The sequence below is a fragment of the Streptomyces sp. NPDC031064 genome (assembly GCF_055570965.1).
On sequence record NZ_JBVIGF010000011.1, the window covers coordinates 176,828 to 194,984 of the forward strand.

The 18,157-nt window shown below is 70.6% G+C and carries 18 protein-coding genes; 8 read left to right on the forward strand and 10 right to left on the reverse strand.

Annotated elements, in window-relative coordinates:
* Positions 1-126: 126 nt before the first annotated feature.
* From ACZ46W_RS32650 to ACZ46W_RS32660, 3 genes are all read right to left on the reverse strand, one after another.
* Positions 127-321, reverse strand: coding sequence for an acyl-CoA carboxylase subunit epsilon (locus ACZ46W_RS32650; RefSeq protein ID WP_468345514.1), 195 nt, complete (start codon positions 319-321; stop codon positions 127-129).
* 206 nt (positions 322-527) lie between these two features.
* Positions 528-1,760, reverse strand: coding sequence for a cytochrome P450 family protein (locus tag ACZ46W_RS32655; protein ID WP_468345516.1), 1,233 nt, complete (start codon positions 1,758-1,760; stop codon positions 528-530).
* Between the two features lie 113 nt (positions 1,761-1,873).
* Positions 1,874-2,566, reverse strand: coding sequence for a ScbR family autoregulator-binding transcription factor (locus tag ACZ46W_RS32660; RefSeq protein ID WP_468345518.1), 693 nt, complete (start codon positions 2,564-2,566; stop codon positions 1,874-1,876).
* A gap of 475 nt (positions 2,567-3,041) precedes the next feature.
* On the opposite strand from ACZ46W_RS32660, the gene ACZ46W_RS32665 reads away from it, so the two are divergent.
* The gene (locus ACZ46W_RS32665; protein WP_468345520.1) at positions 3,042-4,919 is read left to right on the forward strand and encodes an acyl-CoA dehydrogenase; all 1,878 of its coding nucleotides are present in this window, start codon (positions 3,042-3,044) and stop codon (positions 4,917-4,919) included.
* Positions 4,920-4,980: 61 nt separating this feature from the next.
* Here the strand turns inward: ACZ46W_RS32665 and ACZ46W_RS32670 are convergent, their stop codons facing one another.
* From ACZ46W_RS32670 to fabG, 5 genes are all read right to left on the reverse strand, one after another.
* The gene (locus tag ACZ46W_RS32670) at positions 4,981-5,382 is read right to left on the reverse strand and encodes a DUF6009 family protein (protein ID WP_366132394.1); all 402 of its coding nucleotides are present in this window, start codon (positions 5,380-5,382) and stop codon (positions 4,981-4,983) included.
* Positions 5,379-6,929, reverse strand: coding sequence for a DNA primase family protein (locus ACZ46W_RS32675; RefSeq protein WP_468345522.1), 1,551 nt, complete (start codon positions 6,927-6,929; stop codon positions 5,379-5,381). The genes ACZ46W_RS32670 and ACZ46W_RS32675 overlap by 4 nt, the downstream gene beginning before the upstream one ends.
* Positions 6,926-8,038: a bifunctional DNA primase/polymerase gene (locus ACZ46W_RS32680; protein WP_468345524.1), complete on the reverse strand. Its 1,113-nt coding sequence runs from the start codon at positions 8,036-8,038 to the stop codon at positions 6,926-6,928. The genes ACZ46W_RS32675 and ACZ46W_RS32680 overlap by 4 nt, the downstream gene beginning before the upstream one ends.
* Positions 8,039-8,707: 669 nt before the next feature.
* Positions 8,708-9,664: an aromatase/cyclase gene (locus ACZ46W_RS32685; RefSeq protein WP_468345526.1), complete on the reverse strand. Its 957-nt coding sequence runs from the start codon at positions 9,662-9,664 to the stop codon at positions 8,708-8,710.
* Positions 9,665-9,714: 50 nt separating this feature from the next.
* Positions 9,715-10,500 carry a 3-oxoacyl-ACP reductase FabG gene (gene fabG / locus ACZ46W_RS32690; protein WP_366132255.1) on the reverse strand — a complete coding sequence of 262 codons (786 nt, stop codon included), beginning with the start codon at positions 10,498-10,500 and terminating at the stop codon, positions 9,715-9,717.
* Between the two features lie 243 nt (positions 10,501-10,743).
* Between fabG and ACZ46W_RS32695 the strand changes: the two genes are divergently transcribed.
* The 3 genes from ACZ46W_RS32695 to ACZ46W_RS32705 all read left to right on the forward strand — a co-directional run bounded on the left by ACZ46W_RS32695 (position 10,744) and on the right by ACZ46W_RS32705 (position 13,164).
* Entirely contained in the window at positions 10,744-11,202 is a 459-nt protein-coding gene (locus ACZ46W_RS32695) for a nuclear transport factor 2 family protein (RefSeq protein ID WP_468345529.1), read from the forward strand.
* 122 nt (positions 11,203-11,324) lie between these two features.
* The gene (locus ACZ46W_RS32700) at positions 11,325-12,401 is read left to right on the forward strand and encodes a serine hydrolase domain-containing protein (protein WP_366132257.1); all 1,077 of its coding nucleotides are present in this window, start codon (positions 11,325-11,327) and stop codon (positions 12,399-12,401) included.
* Positions 12,402-12,408: 7 nt separating this feature from the next.
* The gene (locus ACZ46W_RS32705) at positions 12,409-13,164 is read left to right on the forward strand and encodes an SDR family NAD(P)-dependent oxidoreductase (protein WP_468345531.1); all 756 of its coding nucleotides are present in this window, start codon (positions 12,409-12,411) and stop codon (positions 13,162-13,164) included.
* Between the two features lie 78 nt (positions 13,165-13,242).
* Here the strand turns inward: ACZ46W_RS32705 and ACZ46W_RS32710 are convergent, their stop codons facing one another.
* Complete coding sequence (locus ACZ46W_RS32710; RefSeq protein WP_468345533.1) at positions 13,243-14,109, reverse strand: class I SAM-dependent methyltransferase; 867 nt, start codon at positions 14,107-14,109, stop codon at positions 13,243-13,245.
* Between the two features lie 187 nt (positions 14,110-14,296).
* On the opposite strand from ACZ46W_RS32710, the gene ACZ46W_RS32715 reads away from it, so the two are divergent.
* The 3 genes from ACZ46W_RS32715 to ACZ46W_RS32725 are packed head-to-tail and all read left to right on the forward strand — an operon-like array spanning position 14,297 to position 16,498.
* Positions 14,297-14,731 (forward strand): ester cyclase, encoded by a 435-nt coding sequence (locus tag ACZ46W_RS32715; protein ID WP_366132260.1) that lies wholly within the window; start codon positions 14,297-14,299, stop codon positions 14,729-14,731.
* Entirely contained in the window at positions 14,701-15,576 is an 876-nt protein-coding gene (locus ACZ46W_RS32720) for an SDR family oxidoreductase (protein ID WP_468345536.1), read from the forward strand. The genes ACZ46W_RS32715 and ACZ46W_RS32720 overlap by 31 nt, the downstream gene beginning before the upstream one ends.
* Positions 15,577-15,595: 19 nt before the next feature.
* Positions 15,596-16,498, forward strand: coding sequence for an NmrA/HSCARG family protein (locus ACZ46W_RS32725; RefSeq protein ID WP_468345538.1), 903 nt, complete (start codon positions 15,596-15,598; stop codon positions 16,496-16,498).
* Between the two features lie 75 nt (positions 16,499-16,573).
* Here the strand turns inward: ACZ46W_RS32725 and ACZ46W_RS32730 are convergent, their stop codons facing one another.
* Complete coding sequence (locus ACZ46W_RS32730) at positions 16,574-17,392, reverse strand: SDR family oxidoreductase (RefSeq protein ID WP_468345540.1); 819 nt, start codon at positions 17,390-17,392, stop codon at positions 16,574-16,576.
* Positions 17,393-17,478: 86 nt separating this feature from the next.
* Between ACZ46W_RS32730 and ACZ46W_RS32735 the strand changes: the two genes are divergently transcribed.
* Complete coding sequence (locus ACZ46W_RS32735; RefSeq protein ID WP_468345541.1) at positions 17,479-18,081, forward strand: TetR/AcrR family transcriptional regulator; 603 nt, start codon at positions 17,479-17,481, stop codon at positions 18,079-18,081.
* Positions 18,082-18,157: the final 76 nt, after the last annotated feature.

An 18,157-nucleotide genomic window follows, 5' to 3' on the forward strand; every position in this document is an offset into this window, starting at 1 on the left:
ACGACACTCCGTTCCGTCCGTCAGCGCAGCGCGGCGGACCACAGATCGCAGAATAACAAACCGCGCGTGCGGTTTTCGCATAAACGCCGGGACTATCTGATGTCGCCCGCACGCATCCTTCGGCGGTCAGCGCCAGCTATGCGGCGGCAGGTACTCCGCGTGCCGCCACCGGGCGGGCTTCCGCTGCGCATCCGGCCGCGTCCGCTCCTCACGGTCGCCGAGCAGCGACACCAGCGTGAGAGTGACTGCGGCCAGTTCCTCGTCGGTCGGCTGTCCACGCTCCACGCGCAGCACGGCCCCCGCGTCCTTCACACCGCTCACAGCTCCTCCTCGGTCCTCCGCCCACCGTCGGTCACGGCACTCAAGGAGTGCTCGGACTGCGCTCGACGATCGGGAGAAGCGCCACGCAAGGGAAACCGGGGGCACAGGAGGCAGACGCGCAGGTAGCAGACGCACGGAGAACACGAGAGCTCCGCACCCCTGCCCGGGGGTGCGGAGCTCTCGTGAGCGATCCGTCGGCAGCAGCCTCAGCCGTCGGCCCGCCTCAGTACCACGGGGAGCGACGTGTAACCGTTGACGATGAAGGACGGCACCGGCTCCAAGTCCTCCACGGGAACCGCCAGTTCCATGCCGGGGAAGCGGTCGAAGAGCGCCGACAGCGCCACCGTGGCCTCCATCCTGGCGAGCGGGGCTCCCAGGCAGTAGTGGACACCGTGCCCGAAGCCCAGGTTCTCGCGGCGGTCGGTGCGCAGCAGGTCGAACACGTCGGCGTCATCCCCGTACTGCTCCGGGTCGAGGCCCGGTGCGCCGAAGGAGACGAGGATGGGGTCGCCCTTCTCGATCAGGACACCGTCCAGGTCGATGTCGTCCAAGGCGTAACGGAGAGGAAGGTAGGCGGCCGGGTTGCGGGTCCGCATGGTCTCGGCGACGACGTCCTCCCAGTCCGCACGGCCGGAGCGGACGTGCTCGAGCTGCTCGGGGTGGGAGAGCAGCGCGGCGACGGCGTTGCCGATGAGGTTGACGGTCGACTCCATTCCCGCGGCGATCATGAGGTTCAGGGTGCCCACCAGTTCCTCTTCGGTGAGCCCCTTCCCCTCGTCCTGGGCCGCGATCAGGGCGGACGTCAGGTCGTCGCCGGGCTGCTCCCGCTTGAGCGCCACCAGTTCGCCCAGCATCTGGAAGACCTTCATCTGGGACGCCGTGGTCTCCTCGGGGGTCGCCACGGTGTTGAAGGTGGTGTCCACCTCGGCGCACAGGGTGTCCGTGTCGCTCTCCGGGACCCCGAACAGCGCGCATATCACCCTCATCGGCAGCAGCTTGGCGAACGAGGCCCGCAGGTCGACCTGTTCCCCCGCGGGCCGGGAGGCGAGGTCGCCGAGCAGTTCGCCGACGACCTCCGCGATCCGGGGCCGCAGATTCTCGGTGCGCCGCATGGTGAACCCGCCCGCCACCAGGCGGCGGAGTCTCGCGTGCCGCTCACCGTAGGCGAACAGCATGTTCTGCGCCGCCACCCAGTAGTAGAGCGGCCACTCCTCGGTGATGCGCCCCTCCACGAAGGCGGGCCAGTGCCGGGCGTCCTTGGACACCCTCGGGTCGGCGACCAACTGCTTGACGTACCGGTGGGCGGTGACCGCCCAGACCATCACGCCGCCCGGCAGCTCCACCTGCACTGCGGGACCCTGCTCGCGGAGCATGGCGGCCTCGCCGGCCAGGTCCCTTCCCATGGCGTCCAGCGCGTACGGGCAAGCAGTCGTTTTCATCCGTGCACTCCGATCGGTTCGTCGTGAGAAGTCACGTTCCAATGCATTTGCGCACGAGGGGACTGTCGTGTGTCGTCCCCTTCCCCCCGTGATGGACCGCTTGTACGCGGTCGTCAGTTGTCCACGCCGGCCGCCTCCAGGGCCTCGTGCTCCCGGCGCTGGGCCATGGCCGCCTCGTACACCCGCGCCGCCCTGTCCGGTGAGAAGTCCAGCCGGACGAGCACCCCGGGCACCGCGATGGCGGTCATCAGGTTCCGGTGGAGATCCGCCACGCGTTCCGTGATGTCCGCGTGTTTGGTCAGGATGTTCGACAGGATCTGGATGCCGGTGAAACCGCCCACGAACATCTTGGCGACGGCGTCCACCTCAACGTGCGGAAGGAGTTCCCCGTCCGCCTTCGCCTTGCCGAAGAGGGTCACGCCGTGGTCGATCCACGCCTGCATCGGGACGCGCCGGTCGAGCCCGTCCGTCGGTGAGCCCTGGTCGACGGTGAGCCGGATACTGCCCCGCACCAGGGAATCGCCCCTGTTGAGCAGATACGCCAGCAACAAGGACTCATCAACCACCTGCTGCAGGGTCAGGTCACCCTTCCGGACCTCCGGGACCGCCCTGAGCTGGCTCGCCAGTACCTCCTGCGCCAGCTCTTCCTTGGAGGTGAAGTGGAAGTAGAGGGCGCCCTTCGTGACGCCGGACCTCTTCAGGATCTCCGAAATGGTCGCGGCTTCGTACCCGACCTCGTCGAATACTTCGGCGGATGCAGCGACGATCGCGTGTCGAGTCCGAATGGCTCGCTCCTGCCGCGCCATGGTGACCTCCATACGGCTATCGGCCGGTGGCTGAAACTAAACCGGCGGGTACGTATCTTAGCGGCGGAGACCTCCATGGTTCGCTCAAGAGCGCCGTTGTCATGTGCCAGGCGCACCATGCCCCCGAGGGGCCGCATATGGACAAGCCCAAGAATAAAACCTTCCGGCCGGTTTTGCAATGGATCAACTGTAGCCACCCGGTAAGCGGAATGAGCGCTCTCAATTAGGGCCAAGCCAGGCGAATGACGACTCGCCGTCCTCACCCCATGCGTGACACAGGTCACTCGACCACCGCGGCTAATCCTTGAAACAAAACCGGTGGGTACGTATCTTTAGGGCCCTGCGCTTCGTGTTTTTTCGGACCGGCGTACGCGGAGAGGCCATGACCCTGCTGACATGCCATGAGCAAGCCCCCCAGCGCGCGGGGGTCCTAGACCACCCGGACATCGCTCTCCCGAAGGGGAGACCCACAGATGTGTCCTCCTTCGGCCTCGGCCCCGGGAAACCGGCGGACACCGCCCGCCCGACGGCCGGCTCTCCGGACACGACCTCGGGCGACCTGACCTACCTGCTCTTCGACCGCGGTGAGCGCGACCGCATCCACAGCACCTGGCGCGCGCTCATCTCCACCGATGACTTCCGCTACCGGCCCGGCCTGACGCCCGCACAGCGCACCGCGCTCTCGTACAACCGGCTGCGCCAGGTCAACAGCGCCATCGACCACGCCGTCGACCTGGCCCGCGACCCACATCTGCTGGCGAGCCTGCACGAGTGGACCGGGGTCGTCGACGGCGCTCTGGGCACTCTGGCGGGCATCCACTACAACCTGTTTCTCGGCAGTCTCATGGACCACGACGGTGCCGAGGGCCGCGACCTGTCCGAGTTTTCCTCGATGCGGCGCACAGGAACGTTTCTCTGCACGGAGCTGGACCACGGCAACGACGCCTCTTCTCTGCGGACCACCGCCACGTTCGACCGCGAGACCGGTGAGTTCGTCCTGCACACGCCGACCCCGGGCGCCCAGAAGTTCATGCCCAACACCAGCCTGACCGGCGGACCGAAGAGCGCCCTGGTGGCCGCCCGGCTCCTGGTGGACGGGGAGGACCAGGGCATCTTCCTCTTCCTCACCCCCCTCAGCGGCGCGGCCGGCCTGTTGCCCGGCATCCGGGTCCGCTGCCTTCCGTCGCGTACCGGCAGCCCTGTCGACCACTGCCTCACCTCGTTCGACCAGGTGCGGCTGCCACGCGAAGCGCTGCTGGAGGCCGAGCACGGGCGCATGGACCACGAGGGAGCGCTCTCCAGCTCACTGGGCAGCCGGCGCAAGCGGTTCCTGCACTCCATAGGCCGCGTCACCGCCGGGAAGCTGTGCATGAGCGCCGCCGGCATCGGCGTCACCAGGGCCGCCCTGGCCATCTCCGTACGCCATGCCCACCACCGCCACATCAGCGGACCGAAGGCGGGCGAGCGCGTACCGCTGACCGCGCACCGGAGCCACTACAGCCGCCTGCTCCAAGGCCTCGCGACCGCGTACGCCATGACGTTCCTCCACCGCGGCGTGGTCTCCCGCTGGGCGCGGCGCGACCACGGCGACCGCGACGCCCTGGAGCGTCTGGTCGCCATCACCAAGGGCTGGATCACCTGGCAGGCCCGCGCGATCACCATCGAGTGCCGTGAACGGTGCGGCGCCCAGGGGCTGTTCTCCGTCAACGCGCTCGCCGACTTCCCGCTCAACCTGGAGGGCGCCATCACCGCGGAGGGCGACAACCTCGTCATCTGGCTCAAGGCCGCCGGCGAGATGCTCTTCCAGCACCGCACGGAGGGGCGCAGGCCGCCCGGACAGGACCAGCGGCAGGACCGGGGCGATCGGTCACTGACCGATCTGCGCTTCCTGCGCGAGCTGCTCGCCGAGGCGGAGGCCCTATGGCAGACCCGGGCCCGGGCGGAGCTGCGCCAGGCCCCCGCCGGCAACTCCCTGGGCCGGTGGAACGCGGCGTCGTCCTCCGCTCTGAAGATGGTCTCCATCCACGCCCCGCTCCAGGCCGCCGACGCGTTCTTCGACGCGATCGACCAGGCGGTGGACCCGACCGCGCGGGCTCTGCTGGAGCAGCTCTGCCAACTGTTCCTGCTGCACCAGGTGGGGGAGCACACCGGCGACCTGCTCGCCGACGGTCACATGACGGCCGACCAGGTACGCGCGCTGCCCGCGGCCGTCGACGCCGTCACCACGGAGCTCGCTCCGCACATGATGACCCTGGTCGACGCGTTCGACCTGCCGGCCGAATATCTCGCTTCGGTACCGGTGGCCAACAGCTCCTACGTCGACGACTTCGACCGCCTCGTCGACGGCGACTGACCAAGGAGCGAGGAGAAGGCACGGGGGGAACCCGGCCCCGCCAGGCCGGGATTCCTGTTGCTCACAGCGGCAGGGTTATGCCCAGTTCACGCATCGCCGACGATGGAGGACCGCCCTCGGAGCGGGCCGTCTTGCGGCCCTTGCTGCCCGGCGCGAGCGTGCGCGGGTCCACCGCCTCGGCGGGGGCTCCGGTGGCGTACAGACCGTCGGGTTCGCTGTCGCGGTCGTGCGGAAGCAGCCAGAAGACCCGGCGACGGAACGTGCCGGACGAACGCGACGGCTTGGCGCCCGGACCCAGCAGCGCGTACCCGACCATGCGGCCGTCGCGGTGGTAGGCGGGCTTCCCCCGACGGGTCGGCAGCCGGTCGAGGCTCTGTCGTACGTAGTCGAGGTCGGCGATGTCCTCAAGCCAGATGAGGTCGACCTCGTGGATGATCTCGTCCTCTGCGATGAGGGCGCTCATGCCGTCTCCTGGTCAGCGAGCAGTCCGATGCCCGGGTAGTACTTCCGCTGGTTGGACAGGATCATCTCCTTCGGCGACGCCAGCCCCACCGCTTCGCGGACCCTGGCCGCGAAGGCACGGGACGAGATGGGCGGTGCCCCCTCATTGTGACACCAGCTCTTGTACGCCGCGTAGAGCGCTGCCTGTTCCGCGCGCAGCTCCGGGTCGATTCGGCAGGATTCGCTGATGAACCGCCCGGTGTGGTCCTCGGTCTCGGCGTACGCGGTGGTGGCGATCCGGACCCGCTCGGGGCCTGTGAGGTCCTTCTCGCCGGCCAGGTAGCGGCGGGCCCCCTCTATGAGCCAGTTGAGGATCCCCGGGCCCTCCTCGGTCACCAGGATGTCCGCCAGGTTGTCGATCTTGCGGTCGTCGGAGACGACCCGCTCGAACGGGATCAGCCGCATACGGCGCCAGAACGCGAAGCCGCCCGTGCCGACCTCCGGGCGGTGGTTGCCCAGCAGCCACAGCTTGTGCGTCGGCTCGAAGCTGAAGAAGTCCTGCCGCATCCGGCGCGCCTTGATGCGGTCGCCACCGGTCAGGAGCTTGACGCGGGCCTCGTCGAACTTGTCCCCCGGCTTCACCTCGCTGCACACGATGACCCGGCGGCCGTGCAGTTCGGCCAGGTCGGTGGGGTGGCCCTCGTAGGGGCGGGCCATCAGGAACCCGGGCGGGGCCGCGTCGGCGTAGTCGCCGAGCAGCTTCATCAGGACGTCCAGCAGGACCGACTTGCCGTTCTTGCCGGAGCCGAACAGGAACGGCATGACCTGCCCGCCGACGTCTCCCGTGATCGAGTAGCCCAGCAGCAGGTGCAGGAAGTCGACCATCTCCGCGCCGTCGGCGTCCTCGCCGAAGGTGTCGGTGAGGAACCGGTGCCAGCGCGGCGTGGGCATGGGCTGCGGGGCCGCGCTGGTGGAGCGGGAGTGGAAGTCCTTGTTGGGGTCGGGCGTGCGGATCAGCCCGGTGCGCAGGTCGACGATGCCGGCGGGGGTGCACAGGGCGTACGGGTCGGCGTCCAGGCGGGCGGCGTTGAGCACCATGCCGGGGGCGGCCTTGGCCTGGGTGAGCATCGCGTTCATGCCGCTGGTGCTCAGGGCGCGGCGGCGGTGCTGCTGGAGCGCCGAGCTGGTGAACACGCCGCGCGGGTCGGTGGAGGCGATGCTCTCGGCCAGGTCTCCGGCGGCCCAGATGACGGTGTCGTCCTCGTCGATCTGCCAGCGGGTGCTGTCCCAGCGGTACCAGCCGAGGCCGGGAACGTGCCGGTAGTCGTTGGCGTACAGCTTCACGAACAGCTTGGCGTTGCCGCGGTCGGTGAGGGTGTCGGGCAGCAGACCCGCGGCGGTCGCCTCACCGGCGGCACCTTCGCCGCCGGGGGACGTCTCGCCGGGCGGGGGCGGGGGACCGACGCCGGACTCGCCGCCCTGGGCGGGCAGCGGGGCGGGGACCTGGGCGAGGATCTGCGCGGCGACCGCCTGGGCGTCGAAGAGTGCGTTGTCGTTGCGGGAGGTCATGCGCGGCCCCCCGGGGAGAGCGGCCGCAGCGAACCGGCGTTCAGGCCGCTGCGGATGATGGCGCTGTAGCGGCGTTCCTGTCCGGGGCGGGCCTGCTCGGCGGCTTCCCTCAGGGCCTGTTCGGCGTCGTCGGCGGTCAGGTGCCCGGCAGCGACCAGCCCTCCGGCCGTGTAGGCGGCGCGGTTGAGCTTCGCGGAGAAGGCCGCGCCCTCGGGGACGGCCGCGCAGGCCGCCACCTCGCTCAGGACGGTGGCCAGGGCCCTGCCCGCCGCGTTACGGCCTCCGCCGGCCGCGATGACCGCCTGGCGGGCCCTGGGCGGCACGGGACGCGGGGCGGGCACGTGGGCGGGCGGGAGGTGCCCGGTACGGTCCAGTTCGTGCGCCAGCCAGTTGGGCAGGGGCGCGGGCTCGCGTGCCGGGCCGACGGGCGTGTAGGTGCCGGCCGCGGTGGTGGTGCCCGGGGCGACGATGTACCCGCCGTGGGCGCGGACGTCGACCTGCCAGGCCAGGGCGCGGCCGCTGCCCGATCCGGTGGAGCACTGCCAGCGGTGGCTGCTGTGGGCGCGGTACCACACGTGGAGGCCTCCGGAGGGCGTGCGCACACGCAGGGTGGTGTCGTCGTCCGCCGGGCTGGTGGCGCCCCGCAGGGCGGCCAGCACGCCGAGCATGTGGAAGCCGTTGGCCAGTCCGACCAGGTTCACGCCGCCGGGGATGGGGATGCCGGGCAGCAGCCGGTCGCGGTCGGGCAACTGCTGCTCGTGCGCGTCGATGTCGATGACGACCAGGTTGGCCGGGCCGCAGGCGACCCCGACCCCGAGGCCCGGGCTGCGGGCCCACCACTGCTCGATACGGGCGAAGTCCAGAGTGGCCGCGTGAAATCCGTGGCACCAGCGACCAGCCTGGAGGCAGGCGCATCCCTGGTGGGTGTGGCCGGGCTGACGGCACGCCTCGCAGTTGGCCGCGGGCGTCTTGCGTCCCGGGGCCAGCGGGTGGACCGGCCAGCCACGGCTGGCACACCACCTGGCGATGGCCAGGTTCTGCGGAGCGACCGCGGGCGAGGAGTCGGACTGCCCTGAGTCGCTGCGCGAAACCCACAGCTCATGAGCCATGCGCATCCCCCATCAGCGACCGAAGCGACTCAACGACGAACATAGATTAGCGAAGCTGTGGTGACCCAGGGGTCTCTGGGGAAGAAACACCCCGTCGTGTCGGGGTGGGAACCGCCAGCGACTGAAGCAACGAACCACCAGCGACTGGAGTTCCTTCGGTAGCTCCATCAGTCGCTCCAAGAAACAGCACGTCAGGTGCCCTGCGCAAACCAAAACAGCGACTGAAGCGACTCAAGGCCTCTATATATGACGCGCACGCGCATACACGCGCACGCGCGAATGTCTTGATATACCCGGACCTTCGGTCGCTTCAGTCGCTGATCAGCCAACCAACCGCCTCTGACCTGGGCTTTTTCTTGAGACCCACGAGCGACCGAGAATCGCTTCGGTCGCTCTTCTTCAGTCGCTGCGCCTCGCGGGGCGCTTCCGGGCCCAGCGACCGAGCAGCGACCGACGCTCTCCGGGCCGGGTCAGCGACCGAAGCGACTCAAGCGACCGTGGAGCGGATGTGCAGTGCGTCTGCACCCCGCCACTGGGGAACGCCGACAGGAGTCCCGAGTTCAGTCGCTTGGGTCGCTTCGGTCGCTCGTCGTTGACGGGTACGACAAAGGCCCCAGGGGGCGTGTGCCTCCTGGGGCCCTTGTGGGTGAACCTCGCCGAGCGGTCAGGTCACCGGGTGACGGCGGCCGACTCGGCGTGCTGCTTGGCGAGGTTGAGGGTGGCGGTGGAGTTGCGGCCGAGTGCTTGGCGTATGTAGCGGCGGGTGTGTTCGAGGGTGGCGTCGTGGCCGAGGATGCGGGTGATGTTGTCTTCGCGGATGACGACGCTGTGCTGGCTGGTGACGGTGACGCCGGTTTCGTCGGGGGTGACGGTCCATTCGCCGGTGTGGGCGTCCATGAGTGCGGGGGTGGTGGTCTGTTTGTAGACGATGCGGCCGGCGTGGGGGAAGCAGACGCGGATGGATTCGGTGGTGTGGGTGCTGCCGTCGGCGGTGGTGGTGTCCATGGCCATGACCTGGACGCCCGGGGTGTCCTCGGTGAGGTCCAGGCGGGAGACGTGGGGGACGAGTTCGGGCCAGTCGCCGACGCGGTAGAGGAAGTCGTACACCAGCTCGGCGGGGCCATTGACCCGCACACTGTCCTCGAAGGACAGCACCAGCTCATCCAACCGACCCCACCGCTCCGCCAGGCCCTTGAGACGGCCGAGCTCCGCCCGGCTGTTGGTGTCCGTGGCCCGGTTGACCCACTCGACGTCCTCGGGGCGGTCGTCCGCCACCGTGAAGTCGTGGAGCAGCGTCAGCCGCGAGGAGCCCTCCCCCAGGTCCTCGACGATCCAGGTGCCGCCCATCCCGGTGAGCGGGGCGGCCGGGATCTCCTGGCGGAACTCGATGCGCCGCGCGGCCGGGTCCAGCGTGCGGCGCGACGTCCAGGACTTGACCGCGCCGTTGGCGGTCGCCCACATCCGCAGCCGCTCGCTGGTCCCGTCGAACTCCAGCCGCTCCACGTGCACGTTCGGCGGGAAGAACAGCGGCCACCGCTCCGTGTCCGCGATGAACCCGTAGACGACCGCCGCCGGTGCGGCGATCTCCACGTCGTGCGATGTGCGGTGAACCCGTTCAGCCGACACCTTCACTACCCTTCTCTCTTGGTCGAAGCTCGAAGCCCTGGGGCCGAGGCTCAGAAATTGCCGAGGCCGCCGCAGACGTTGAGCGCCTGCGCGGTGATCGAGGCGGCCGTCTCGGTGGCCAGGTAGCCGACCAGCCCGGCGACCTCCTCCGGGGTCGAGTAGCGGCCGAGCGGGATCTTCGCCTCGAACTGTTCCTGCACGTACTCCTGCGTGGTGTCCCACGCGGCGGCGTAGCCCTGGCGCACGCGCTCGGCCATGGGCGTCTCGACGTAGCCGGGGCAGACGGCGTTGACCGTGATGCCGGAGGGGGCCAGTTCCTTGCCGAGCGCCTTGGTGAAGCCGACGACGCCGTGCTTGGAGGCGCTGTAGGGGGCGCCCAGCAGGACGCCCTGCTTGCCGGCGGTCGAGGCGATGTTGATGATCCGGCCGTAGGGCGCGTCGCTCATGCCGCCCTTCTTCAGCACCTCGCGGGTGAGCCGGAACACGCTGTTGAGGTTGGTGTCGATGACGTCGTACCAGAGCTCGTCGGAGATGTCGGCCGTAGGACCGCCACCGCTGCGCCCGGCGTTGTTCACCAGGATGCCGATCGGGCCGTACGCCTCGACGGCGGCGGCGACGAGCTTCGTCACCGACTCGGGGGACCGGACGTCGGCCGCGATGCCGTCGGCGTCGATGCCCTCCTCGCGGAGGTCCTCCACGGTCTGCTTGACCTGCTGCTCGGTCCTCGCGCACAGGAAGACCTGGTGGCCTCGGCGGCCCAGTTCGCGGGCCACGGCCAGGCCGATACCACTCGTTCCGCCGGTGATCAGCGCGACGGGCTTCGTCGTTGTCGTCATCGGTTTCCTTCCAGGAGCGCCTTGGTGACTCCGACCGTGTCCCGTGGCGCTTGAGGTCCGGCGGAAGGGCGCTCAACCCCGCCGGCCCGCCGACGGGCCCGGGGTTATCACGGCGTGATAACCCGGAGGGCCGTACCGGGCGCCGGGATTGAGCGCCGGGATTGGGGCTTGAGGGATCTTCCAACCGCGTGCGACCGGCCCCGCCCAGGCTGGCGGGCGGCCGAATCGACCGAAGGAGACGTCATGACGCTCGCACCCGAGCTCGCCCAGAGCCCCGCCCCCGGCGCCTGGTCCGCTTCCCTGCACGCGGAGGTCCAGCAGTTCTACGCGCACCAGATGCAGTTGCTCGACCTCGGCGAGGCCGAGCAGTGGGCGCGGACCTTCACCGAGGACGCGACCTTCGCCGTGCCGACCCTGCCCGAGCCGGTGCGCGGCCACGCCGGGCTGATCGCGGCGACGAGCCGGGCCGCGGCCGAGCTCGCCGCGGCGGGCCAGCGCCACCGCCACTTCATCGGCATGCTCGACGTCCGCCCCCGGCCCGACGGCGCGGTGGACGTCCGCTCCTACGCGATCGTGTACGCCTCGCAGATCGGCGGCGAGTCCCGGGTGCACCGCGTGTGCGTCTGCGAGGACGTCCTGGTGCGCGACGGCGGCGAGCTGCGGGTCTCCGCCCGCACGGTCACCCGCGACGACCTCGCCTGAGCGCGAGCGCCCCGCCTGAGCGGCGCTCCACCGGCGCCCGGCCGCCTCTCCACCTCGGCCGGTCAGCCTCTGCCAGAGAAACGACTGCCACACCGACTGCCACCCGATGGGGGTTTCCCGACATGACGCAGACGACGATCGCCCGGCCGGAGGTCTCGGCCCTTCAGCAGGCCGTCCAGGGCGCCGCTGACCGGCTCGTCGAAGCCGGAGCCGCAGGCGTGCAGTTCCGGGTCGCCCGGGGGGACGAGTCCTTCGTGGTGACGTCCGGCATCGCGGAGCTGGGCACCGATCGTCCCGTTCCCGCCGACGGCCGCTTCCGCATCTCCTGCATCACCAAGCCGTTCGTGGCCGTCGTGGTGCTCCAGCTCGTCGCCGAGGGCAAGATCGACCTCGACCGCAGCGTCGAGAGCTACCTGCCGGGTCTGCTGCCGTACGGTGAGAAGATCACCATCCGCAACCTGATGCAGCACACCAGCGGCCTGTACAACTACATGGACTCGTTCCAGAAGCCGGGCGACCGCTTCCTGCGCGACCGCTACAAGCACTACGAGCCCGAGGACCTGATCGCCATCGCGGCCGCCAAGCCGCTGGAGTTCGAGCCGGGCACCAAGTTCGCGTACTGCAACACCAACTACTTCATCGTCGGCCTGCTCATCAAGAAGGTGACCGGCCGCTCGTACCGCGACGAGATCCGCGAGCGGGTCCTGGAGCCGCTCGGGCTGAACGAGACCGTGCTGCCGGGCGACGACCCGAACATCCCCGAGCCGCACGCGCGCGGCTACATGCAGATCGGCGGCGAGCCGGTGGACGTCACGCTGATGAACCCCTCCGAGGCCGGCTGCGCGGGCGAGATCATCTCCACCACCGCGGACCTCGACCGCTTCTTCTCCGCGCTGTTCAGCGGCAAGCTCCTGAACGAGCCGGAGTTCACCGAGATGACCACCCCGCTGCCGCCCGAGATGATCGAGAACCTGCCGATGGGCATCGGCTACGGCCTGGGCATCATGAAGCTCGAGAACGACAACGACCTCGACCTGTGGGGCCACGGCGCCGGCATCCCGGGCTACGCCACCTTCGCGGCCACCACCCGCGACCTGAGCGCCCGCGTGCAGCTCTCGTTCACCATCGGCGACAAGGACTTCGGGCCGGACGCCGAGCAGGCCGTCATCCGTGGCGTCAACATCGCCCTGTGCTCGTGAGGTCACGGTGACAACTTCTGTCGAAAAGGCCGTCATCGTCACCGGTGGCGGTACGGGAATCGGAGCAGCGACGGCCCGGGCATTCGCGGAAAGCGGCGCCCATGTGCTCATCGTCGGCCGCAGTGAATCGACGCTCAAGGAAACCGCGGACGGTCATGACCGTATTCGCGTCCTGGCGGCGGACATTCACGACCACGACGCACCGGAACTCATCGTCGAAACCGCGCTGCGGGAATTCGGGCGGATCGACGTCCTGGTGAACAATGCGGCCGTCACCGGATTCGCCTCCCTCGACGGCCTGGACCGCGACTCTGTGCGCGCCCAGCTCGGCACCAATCTGATCGCCCCGGTGTTCCTGACCCAGCGGGCGCTGGACGCCCTGGAGGCGACCGGCGGAGTGGTCGTCAACGTCAGTTCGGCGGGCTCGCTGGGCCGCCGGGCGTGGCCGGAGAACTCCGTCTACGGCATGGCCAAGGTCGCCCTGGACTTCCTCACCCGTACCTGGGCGGTGGAGCTCGCCCCGCGCGGCATCCGCTCGGTCGGCATCGCGCCGGGCATCGTCGACACGGGCGTCGGCGTGCGCGCCGGGATGCCCCCGGAGGCGTACGAGGCGTTCCTCGGCGAGATGGCCAAGAGGGTCCCCTCGGGCAGGGTCGGCCGGCCCGAGGACATCGCCTGGTGGATCGTCCAGCTCACGCGGCCTGAGGCCGCCTACGCCAACGGCACGGTCCTGGCGGTGGACGGCGCGCTGTCCGTGACGTGACGCGAGGTCACCTCGACGCGAGATCCATGGAGAAGGCCCCCGGGAACCCCGGGGGCCTTCTCCATGGACGTACGTACGTCAGCGGGCGACCGTGGCCGTAACGTAGCGGACCGGGACGTCGATGTGGACCAGGCCGTCCTCGCCGCGCAGCGCGTCGAGCGCCGTGATGAGCCGGGCGCGCAGGGCGGCCGCCTCGTCGGCCGGCAGGTGCTGCCACAGCAGGCGCATGCCCTGGGTGTGCGACCAGTCGACCCACGCCTCGCCGGAGCGGGCCGTCATGTCCACCGACTCGTCGGCGATCCGCACGTCGTCGAACCCGGCCGTGCGCAGCGCGGCCGTCAGGTCCGCCGGGTCCTCCAGCCAGGAGTGGAGCTGCCGCTGGAGCTGCTCGGGGTGCCAGGCGGCCGGCAGGTGGCTCAGCAGGGACATCGGGATCAGGTCGGTGAACAGCGGCGGCAGGAACGGGAAGGTGTCCCGGGTGAACACCGGGCTGGTGAAGGCGATCCGGCCGCCGTCGCGCAGCAGCCCGGCGTAGCGGGCGAGCGCGGCCCGGGCGTCGGGCAGGAAGATGACGCTGTAGCTGCCGAGCACCAGGTCGAAGGAGCGGGCGGGCAGGTCGGGGTGCTCGCCGTCCATCACCCGCAGTTCGACGTTGCCGATGCCCTGCCGTGCCGCCTCGCGGCCGGCCTCCTCGATCATGGCCTCGGCGATGTCGATGCCGAGCGCGCCGCCCTGGGGGCCCACCAGCCGCGCGGCCGGCAGCAGGGTGGCGCCCAGGCCGCAGCCGACGTCCAGGAGCCGCTGCCCGGGGCGCGGGTCGGCGAATTCCACCAGCCGCTCGCCCATCGGCGTGAAGAATTCCACCCCGAGCCGGTCATAGGTCGCCGCGGCCCCGTTGAAGGCGGCGGTGACTTTCGTCTTGTAGGTCGCTGTGTCCGTGTCCATGTGCCACATGCTGGGGCCCCCGCCACGCGCGGAGCTGGAGGATTCATCGAGGATCGGTGGACGGCGGCCGCACAAATGCCTGGAGAACAAAAGGAGTCGGGAATTCTTCCCTTGCCCGGCCCCGGTGTCCGCACACAGAATACGGCCAGTAGCCGCCGCCCTTGGAGGCCGCCGTGGAGGGAATTCGATGAGTAGCCAAATAGCTGCTGTGCGCCGCATGATCGAGGCGTACAACACCGGTAAAACCGAGGATGTCGCGGAATACATCCACCCGGAATACCTCAACCCGGCGACGATGGAGCACATGGACCTGCGCGGTCCTGACTCCTTCGCGATGGCCGTCAAGTGGCTGCGCATGACCTTCTCCGAGGAGGCGCACCTGGAGGAGGTGCTGCTGGAGGAGCGCGGCGACTGGGTCCGCGCGAACCTCGTCCTGTACGGCCGGCACATCGGGGACCTGGTCGGCATGGCGCCGACCGGCCGCCGCTTCTCCGGTGAGCAGATCCACCTCATCCGGTTCGTCGACGGCAAGATCCGCGACCACCGCGACTGGCCGGACTACCAGGGCACGTACCGTCAGCTCGGCTCGCCGTGGCCGGAGCCGCAGGGCTGGAGGGCCTGACCATGATTCTCGTCACCGGAGCCACGGGCAAGGTCGGCCGCGAGGCCGTCGAGCAGCTCACCGCCCAGGGCCGGCAGGTCAGGGCGCTCAGCAGGAAGCCCGAGGAGGCGAACCTGCCCGAGGGCGTCGAGGTCGTGGCCGGCAGCCCGGCCGACCCGGCGTCGCTGGCCGCCGCGTTCGCCGGCGTCACCTCGGCGCTGGTGGTGCTCTCCGGCGATGTCGCCGGGGAGGCCCGCAACATCGCCAAGGCCGCCGCCGCGACGGCGGGCGTCGAGCACATCGTGTTCCTGTCCTCGGCGAGCGTCCTGCACCCGCTGCCGCACGGCATCGCCGACGAGCACCGGGCCGCCGAGGAGGCGATCACCGAGTCCGGCGTCGCCACCACGTTCCTGCGCCCCGGCCCGTTCCACGCCAACACCTCGTGGTGGATCAAGACCGTCCGCGAGAGCGACTCCGTGCGCTGCTGGATCGGCAACAACCCCGGCGCGCCGATCGACGAGTACGACATCGCCTCCGCCGCCGTCGCCGCGCTCACCCAGGACGGCCACCGCGGCAAGGCGTACGTCCTGACCGGCGGCGAGGTCCTCACCTCCGAGGAGCAGGCCCGCATCCTGAGCGACGTCCTGGGCCGGCGCTTGAGCTTCTCCGTGGCGCCGCAGGAGGAGGTCGTCGAGGTCTTCGCCGGCATCACCGGCGACCGCCCGGCGGCCGTGACCAACGTGGCCGCGCTGCACAGCCCGCAGGTGCCGTGGGCCACGCCCACGACGGCCGTGAAGGACCTGACCGGCCGCGACCCCCGTCCGTACCGTGCCTGGGCGGCCGCCAACGCCGCGCTGTTCGGCTGAGGAAAGGCGCAGAGCAGACATGGCGAACGACATGACGAACGACACGACGGCGACCGGGGCGAACGGCCCCGTCCTGGTGATCGGTGCCACCGGCCTCCAGGGCGGCGCCACCGCGCGGGAACTGGTGCGGCGCGGCCGGGACACGGCGGCGCTGGTGCGCGACCCGGAGTCCGACGCGGCCCGCGCGCTCGCCGCGACCGGTGTCCGGCTGGTCACCGGCGACCTGGACGACGAGGCGTCGCTGCGCGCGGCCATGGAGGGCGTGCACGGGGTCTTCTCGGTGCAGAACTTCATGACGCCCAAGGGCCTGGGCGGCGAGGTCCGCCAGGGCCGCGCGGTGGCCCGGGCGGCGAAGGCCACCGGGGTCGCGCACGTGGTGTACAGCTCGGTGGGCGGCGCCGAACGCCACAGCGGCGTGCCGCACTTCGACTCCAAGCGGCACATCGAGCGGTACCTGGAGGAGCTGGGCGTGCCGACGACGGTGCTGCGCCCGACGTTCTTCATGGACAACTTCGCCGCGCACGGCCCGCAGAACGTCGACGGCACGCTGGTGGTGCAGTTGGCGCTCAAGCCGGACACCCGGGTGCAGTTCATCGCCGTGGACGACATCGGCTTCTTCGCCGCCGAGGCCTTCGACCGCCCGCAGGAGTACCTGGGCCGGGCCGTGGAGCTGGCGGGCGACGAGCTGACGGCCACCGGGATCGCCGAGGCGTTCGCCGCCCGCAGCGGCCTGCCGGCCCGCTTCGAGGAGCTGCCGCTCGACGCGGTGGCGGCCAACCCGTACATCCCGAACGCCCCGGAGATCGCCCTGATGTTCGAGTGGTTCCAGGAGCACGGCTACCGCGCGGACATCCCCGCGCTGCGCGCCGCGCACCCGGGGCTCCAGACGTTCGCGACGTACCTGAAGGGCATCGACGTCTGACGCGTACGCACTCCTCCACCGGGTCGGCGGCTCTCCCCTGCCGGGGAAGGGCCGCCGACGCCTTCCGTCGCGGTGTCAGCGGAAGGCGTCGGTGTTGCGGGCGGCCCAGTCCGTGAAGGGCCGGGGCGCGCGGCCCAGGACCCGTTCGACGTCGGGGCTCACCCGGCGCTCGGCCGGCAGCGGGTCTCCGAGGATGGCGAGGGTGCCCTCCACCACCGGTTCGGGCATGAACGCGAGCATCTGCTCGCGCGCCTCCTGGCGGGTCTGCTCGACGAATCGGACCGGCTCGCCGAGGGCGGCGCCGATGGCCGCGGCGCGCTCGCGCGGGGTGACCGGGGCGGGGCCGGTGAGCTCGTACACGGCGCCGGCGTGGCCGGGTCCGCGCAGTGCGGCGGCGGCCACCTCGGCGACGTCCGCCGGGTCGACCACCGGCAGGCCCACGTCGCCGAACGGGGCGGCGGCCAGCCGTTCGGCGCGGATCGACCCGGCCCAGGCCAGGGCGTTGGAGTCCAGTCCGCCGCAGCGCAGCACGGTGCCTTCGAGGCCGGAGCCGCGCAGCGCGGCCTCGAAGGCGGCGGGGTGGCGGTAGGCCTCTGGACGAGTGGCGACGCCGAGGGAGGAGACCAGGACGACCCGGCGGACGCCGCCGGCCTTCGCGGCGTCGAGGACGCCCTGCGGGTCGTCGCCCGCCACCAGCAGGAACAGCGCGTCGGCACCGTCGAGCGCGGGGCGCAGCCCGTCGGGGTCGGCGAGGTCGGCCCGTACATGGCGTACGCCGGCGGGCAGTTCACCTGCCTCGCCGCGCGAGACCGCGGTCACCGCCTCGCCGGCCCCGGCGAGGATGCGGACCAGCTCACGGCCGACGTTCCCGGTGGCTCCCGTCACTGCGATCATGGGGAGGCTCCTTTGTTAGTTAGTTGACTAACTTACTTGGAAGAGGACCGTAGCACGGGACCGGAGGGAGATCTACAGTTGGTCAGGTGACTGACTCACCGAAGCCCAGGGCGCGGGCAGCCGACAAGCGCCGCCGCCTCACCACCGCGGCGGCACGGGTCCTGCACGAACAGGGCGTCGAACGCACCACCCTCGCCGACATCGCACGCGCGGCCGACGTCCCCGTCGGGAACGTCTACTACTACTTCAAGACCAAGGACGACCTGGTCCGGGCCGCGTTGTCCGAGCACAGCGCGCACCTGGACGAACTCACCGGCGCGCTGGACCGGTTGCCCGACCCGCGCGAGCGCCTCAAGGGCCTGATCGAGGCCTGGGTCGGCCGGCGCGACACCGCCGCCCGCTACGGGTGCCCCACCGGCACCCTCGCCGTCGAGCTCGACAAGCGCGCCGACGGCCTCCTCGACGCGGAGGCGGGCGTCGTGATCCGGCGGCTGCTGGACTGGGCCGGCCACCAGTTCCGCGCCCTGGGCCTGCCCGACCCGGACGACCTCGCCGTCACCCTCGTCTCCGCCTACCAGGGCATGTCGCTGCTGGCCAACGCCTTGCGCGACCCCGACATCATGACCCGCGAAGGCGCCCGCCTCCTGTGCTGGCTCGACTCCCTGGAGGCCCCGGCCCGCAGCGCCTGACCCGCGCCGTCCTGCTCGGGGCCACGATCCTGTACCGGCCTCGGAGGACATCGGTACAACGGTTGGCGCTGAGACC

Excerpts from the sequence above, each read along its gene's own strand:
- ACZ46W_RS32655 (WP_468345516.1), bottom strand. The coding sequence starts at position 1,760 with ATGAAAACGACTGCTTGCCCGTACGCGCTGGACGCCATGGGAAGGGAC.
- ACZ46W_RS32660 (WP_468345518.1), bottom strand. The coding sequence starts at position 2,566 with ATGGCGCGGCAGGAGCGAGCCATTCGGACTCGACACGCGATCGTCGCT.
- ACZ46W_RS32670 (WP_366132394.1), bottom strand. The coding sequence starts at position 5,382 with ATGAGCGCCCTCATCGCAGAGGACGAGATCATCCACGAGGTCGACCTC.
- ACZ46W_RS32675 (WP_468345522.1), bottom strand. The coding sequence starts at position 6,929 with ATGACCTCCCGCAACGACAACGCACTCTTCGACGCCCAGGCGGTCGCC.
- ACZ46W_RS32680 (WP_468345524.1), bottom strand. The coding sequence starts at position 8,038 with ATGGCTCATGAGCTGTGGGTTTCGCGCAGCGACTCAGGGCAGTCCGAC.
- fabG (WP_366132255.1), bottom strand. The coding sequence starts at position 10,500 with ATGACGACAACGACGAAGCCCGTCGCGCTGATCACCGGCGGAACGAGT.
- ACZ46W_RS32695 (WP_468345529.1), top strand. The coding sequence starts at position 10,744 with ATGACGCTCGCACCCGAGCTCGCCCAGAGCCCCGCCCCCGGCGCCTGG.
- ACZ46W_RS32700 (WP_366132257.1), top strand. The coding sequence starts at position 11,325 with ATGACGCAGACGACGATCGCCCGGCCGGAGGTCTCGGCCCTTCAGCAG.
- ACZ46W_RS32710 (WP_468345533.1), bottom strand. The coding sequence starts at position 14,109 with ATGGACACGGACACAGCGACCTACAAGACGAAAGTCACCGCCGCCTTC.
- ACZ46W_RS32715 (WP_366132260.1), top strand. The coding sequence starts at position 14,297 with ATGAGTAGCCAAATAGCTGCTGTGCGCCGCATGATCGAGGCGTACAAC.
- ACZ46W_RS32725 (WP_468345538.1), top strand. The coding sequence starts at position 15,596 with ATGGCGAACGACATGACGAACGACACGACGGCGACCGGGGCGAACGGC.
- ACZ46W_RS32730 (WP_468345540.1), bottom strand. The coding sequence starts at position 17,392 with ATGATCGCAGTGACGGGAGCCACCGGGAACGTCGGCCGTGAGCTGGTC.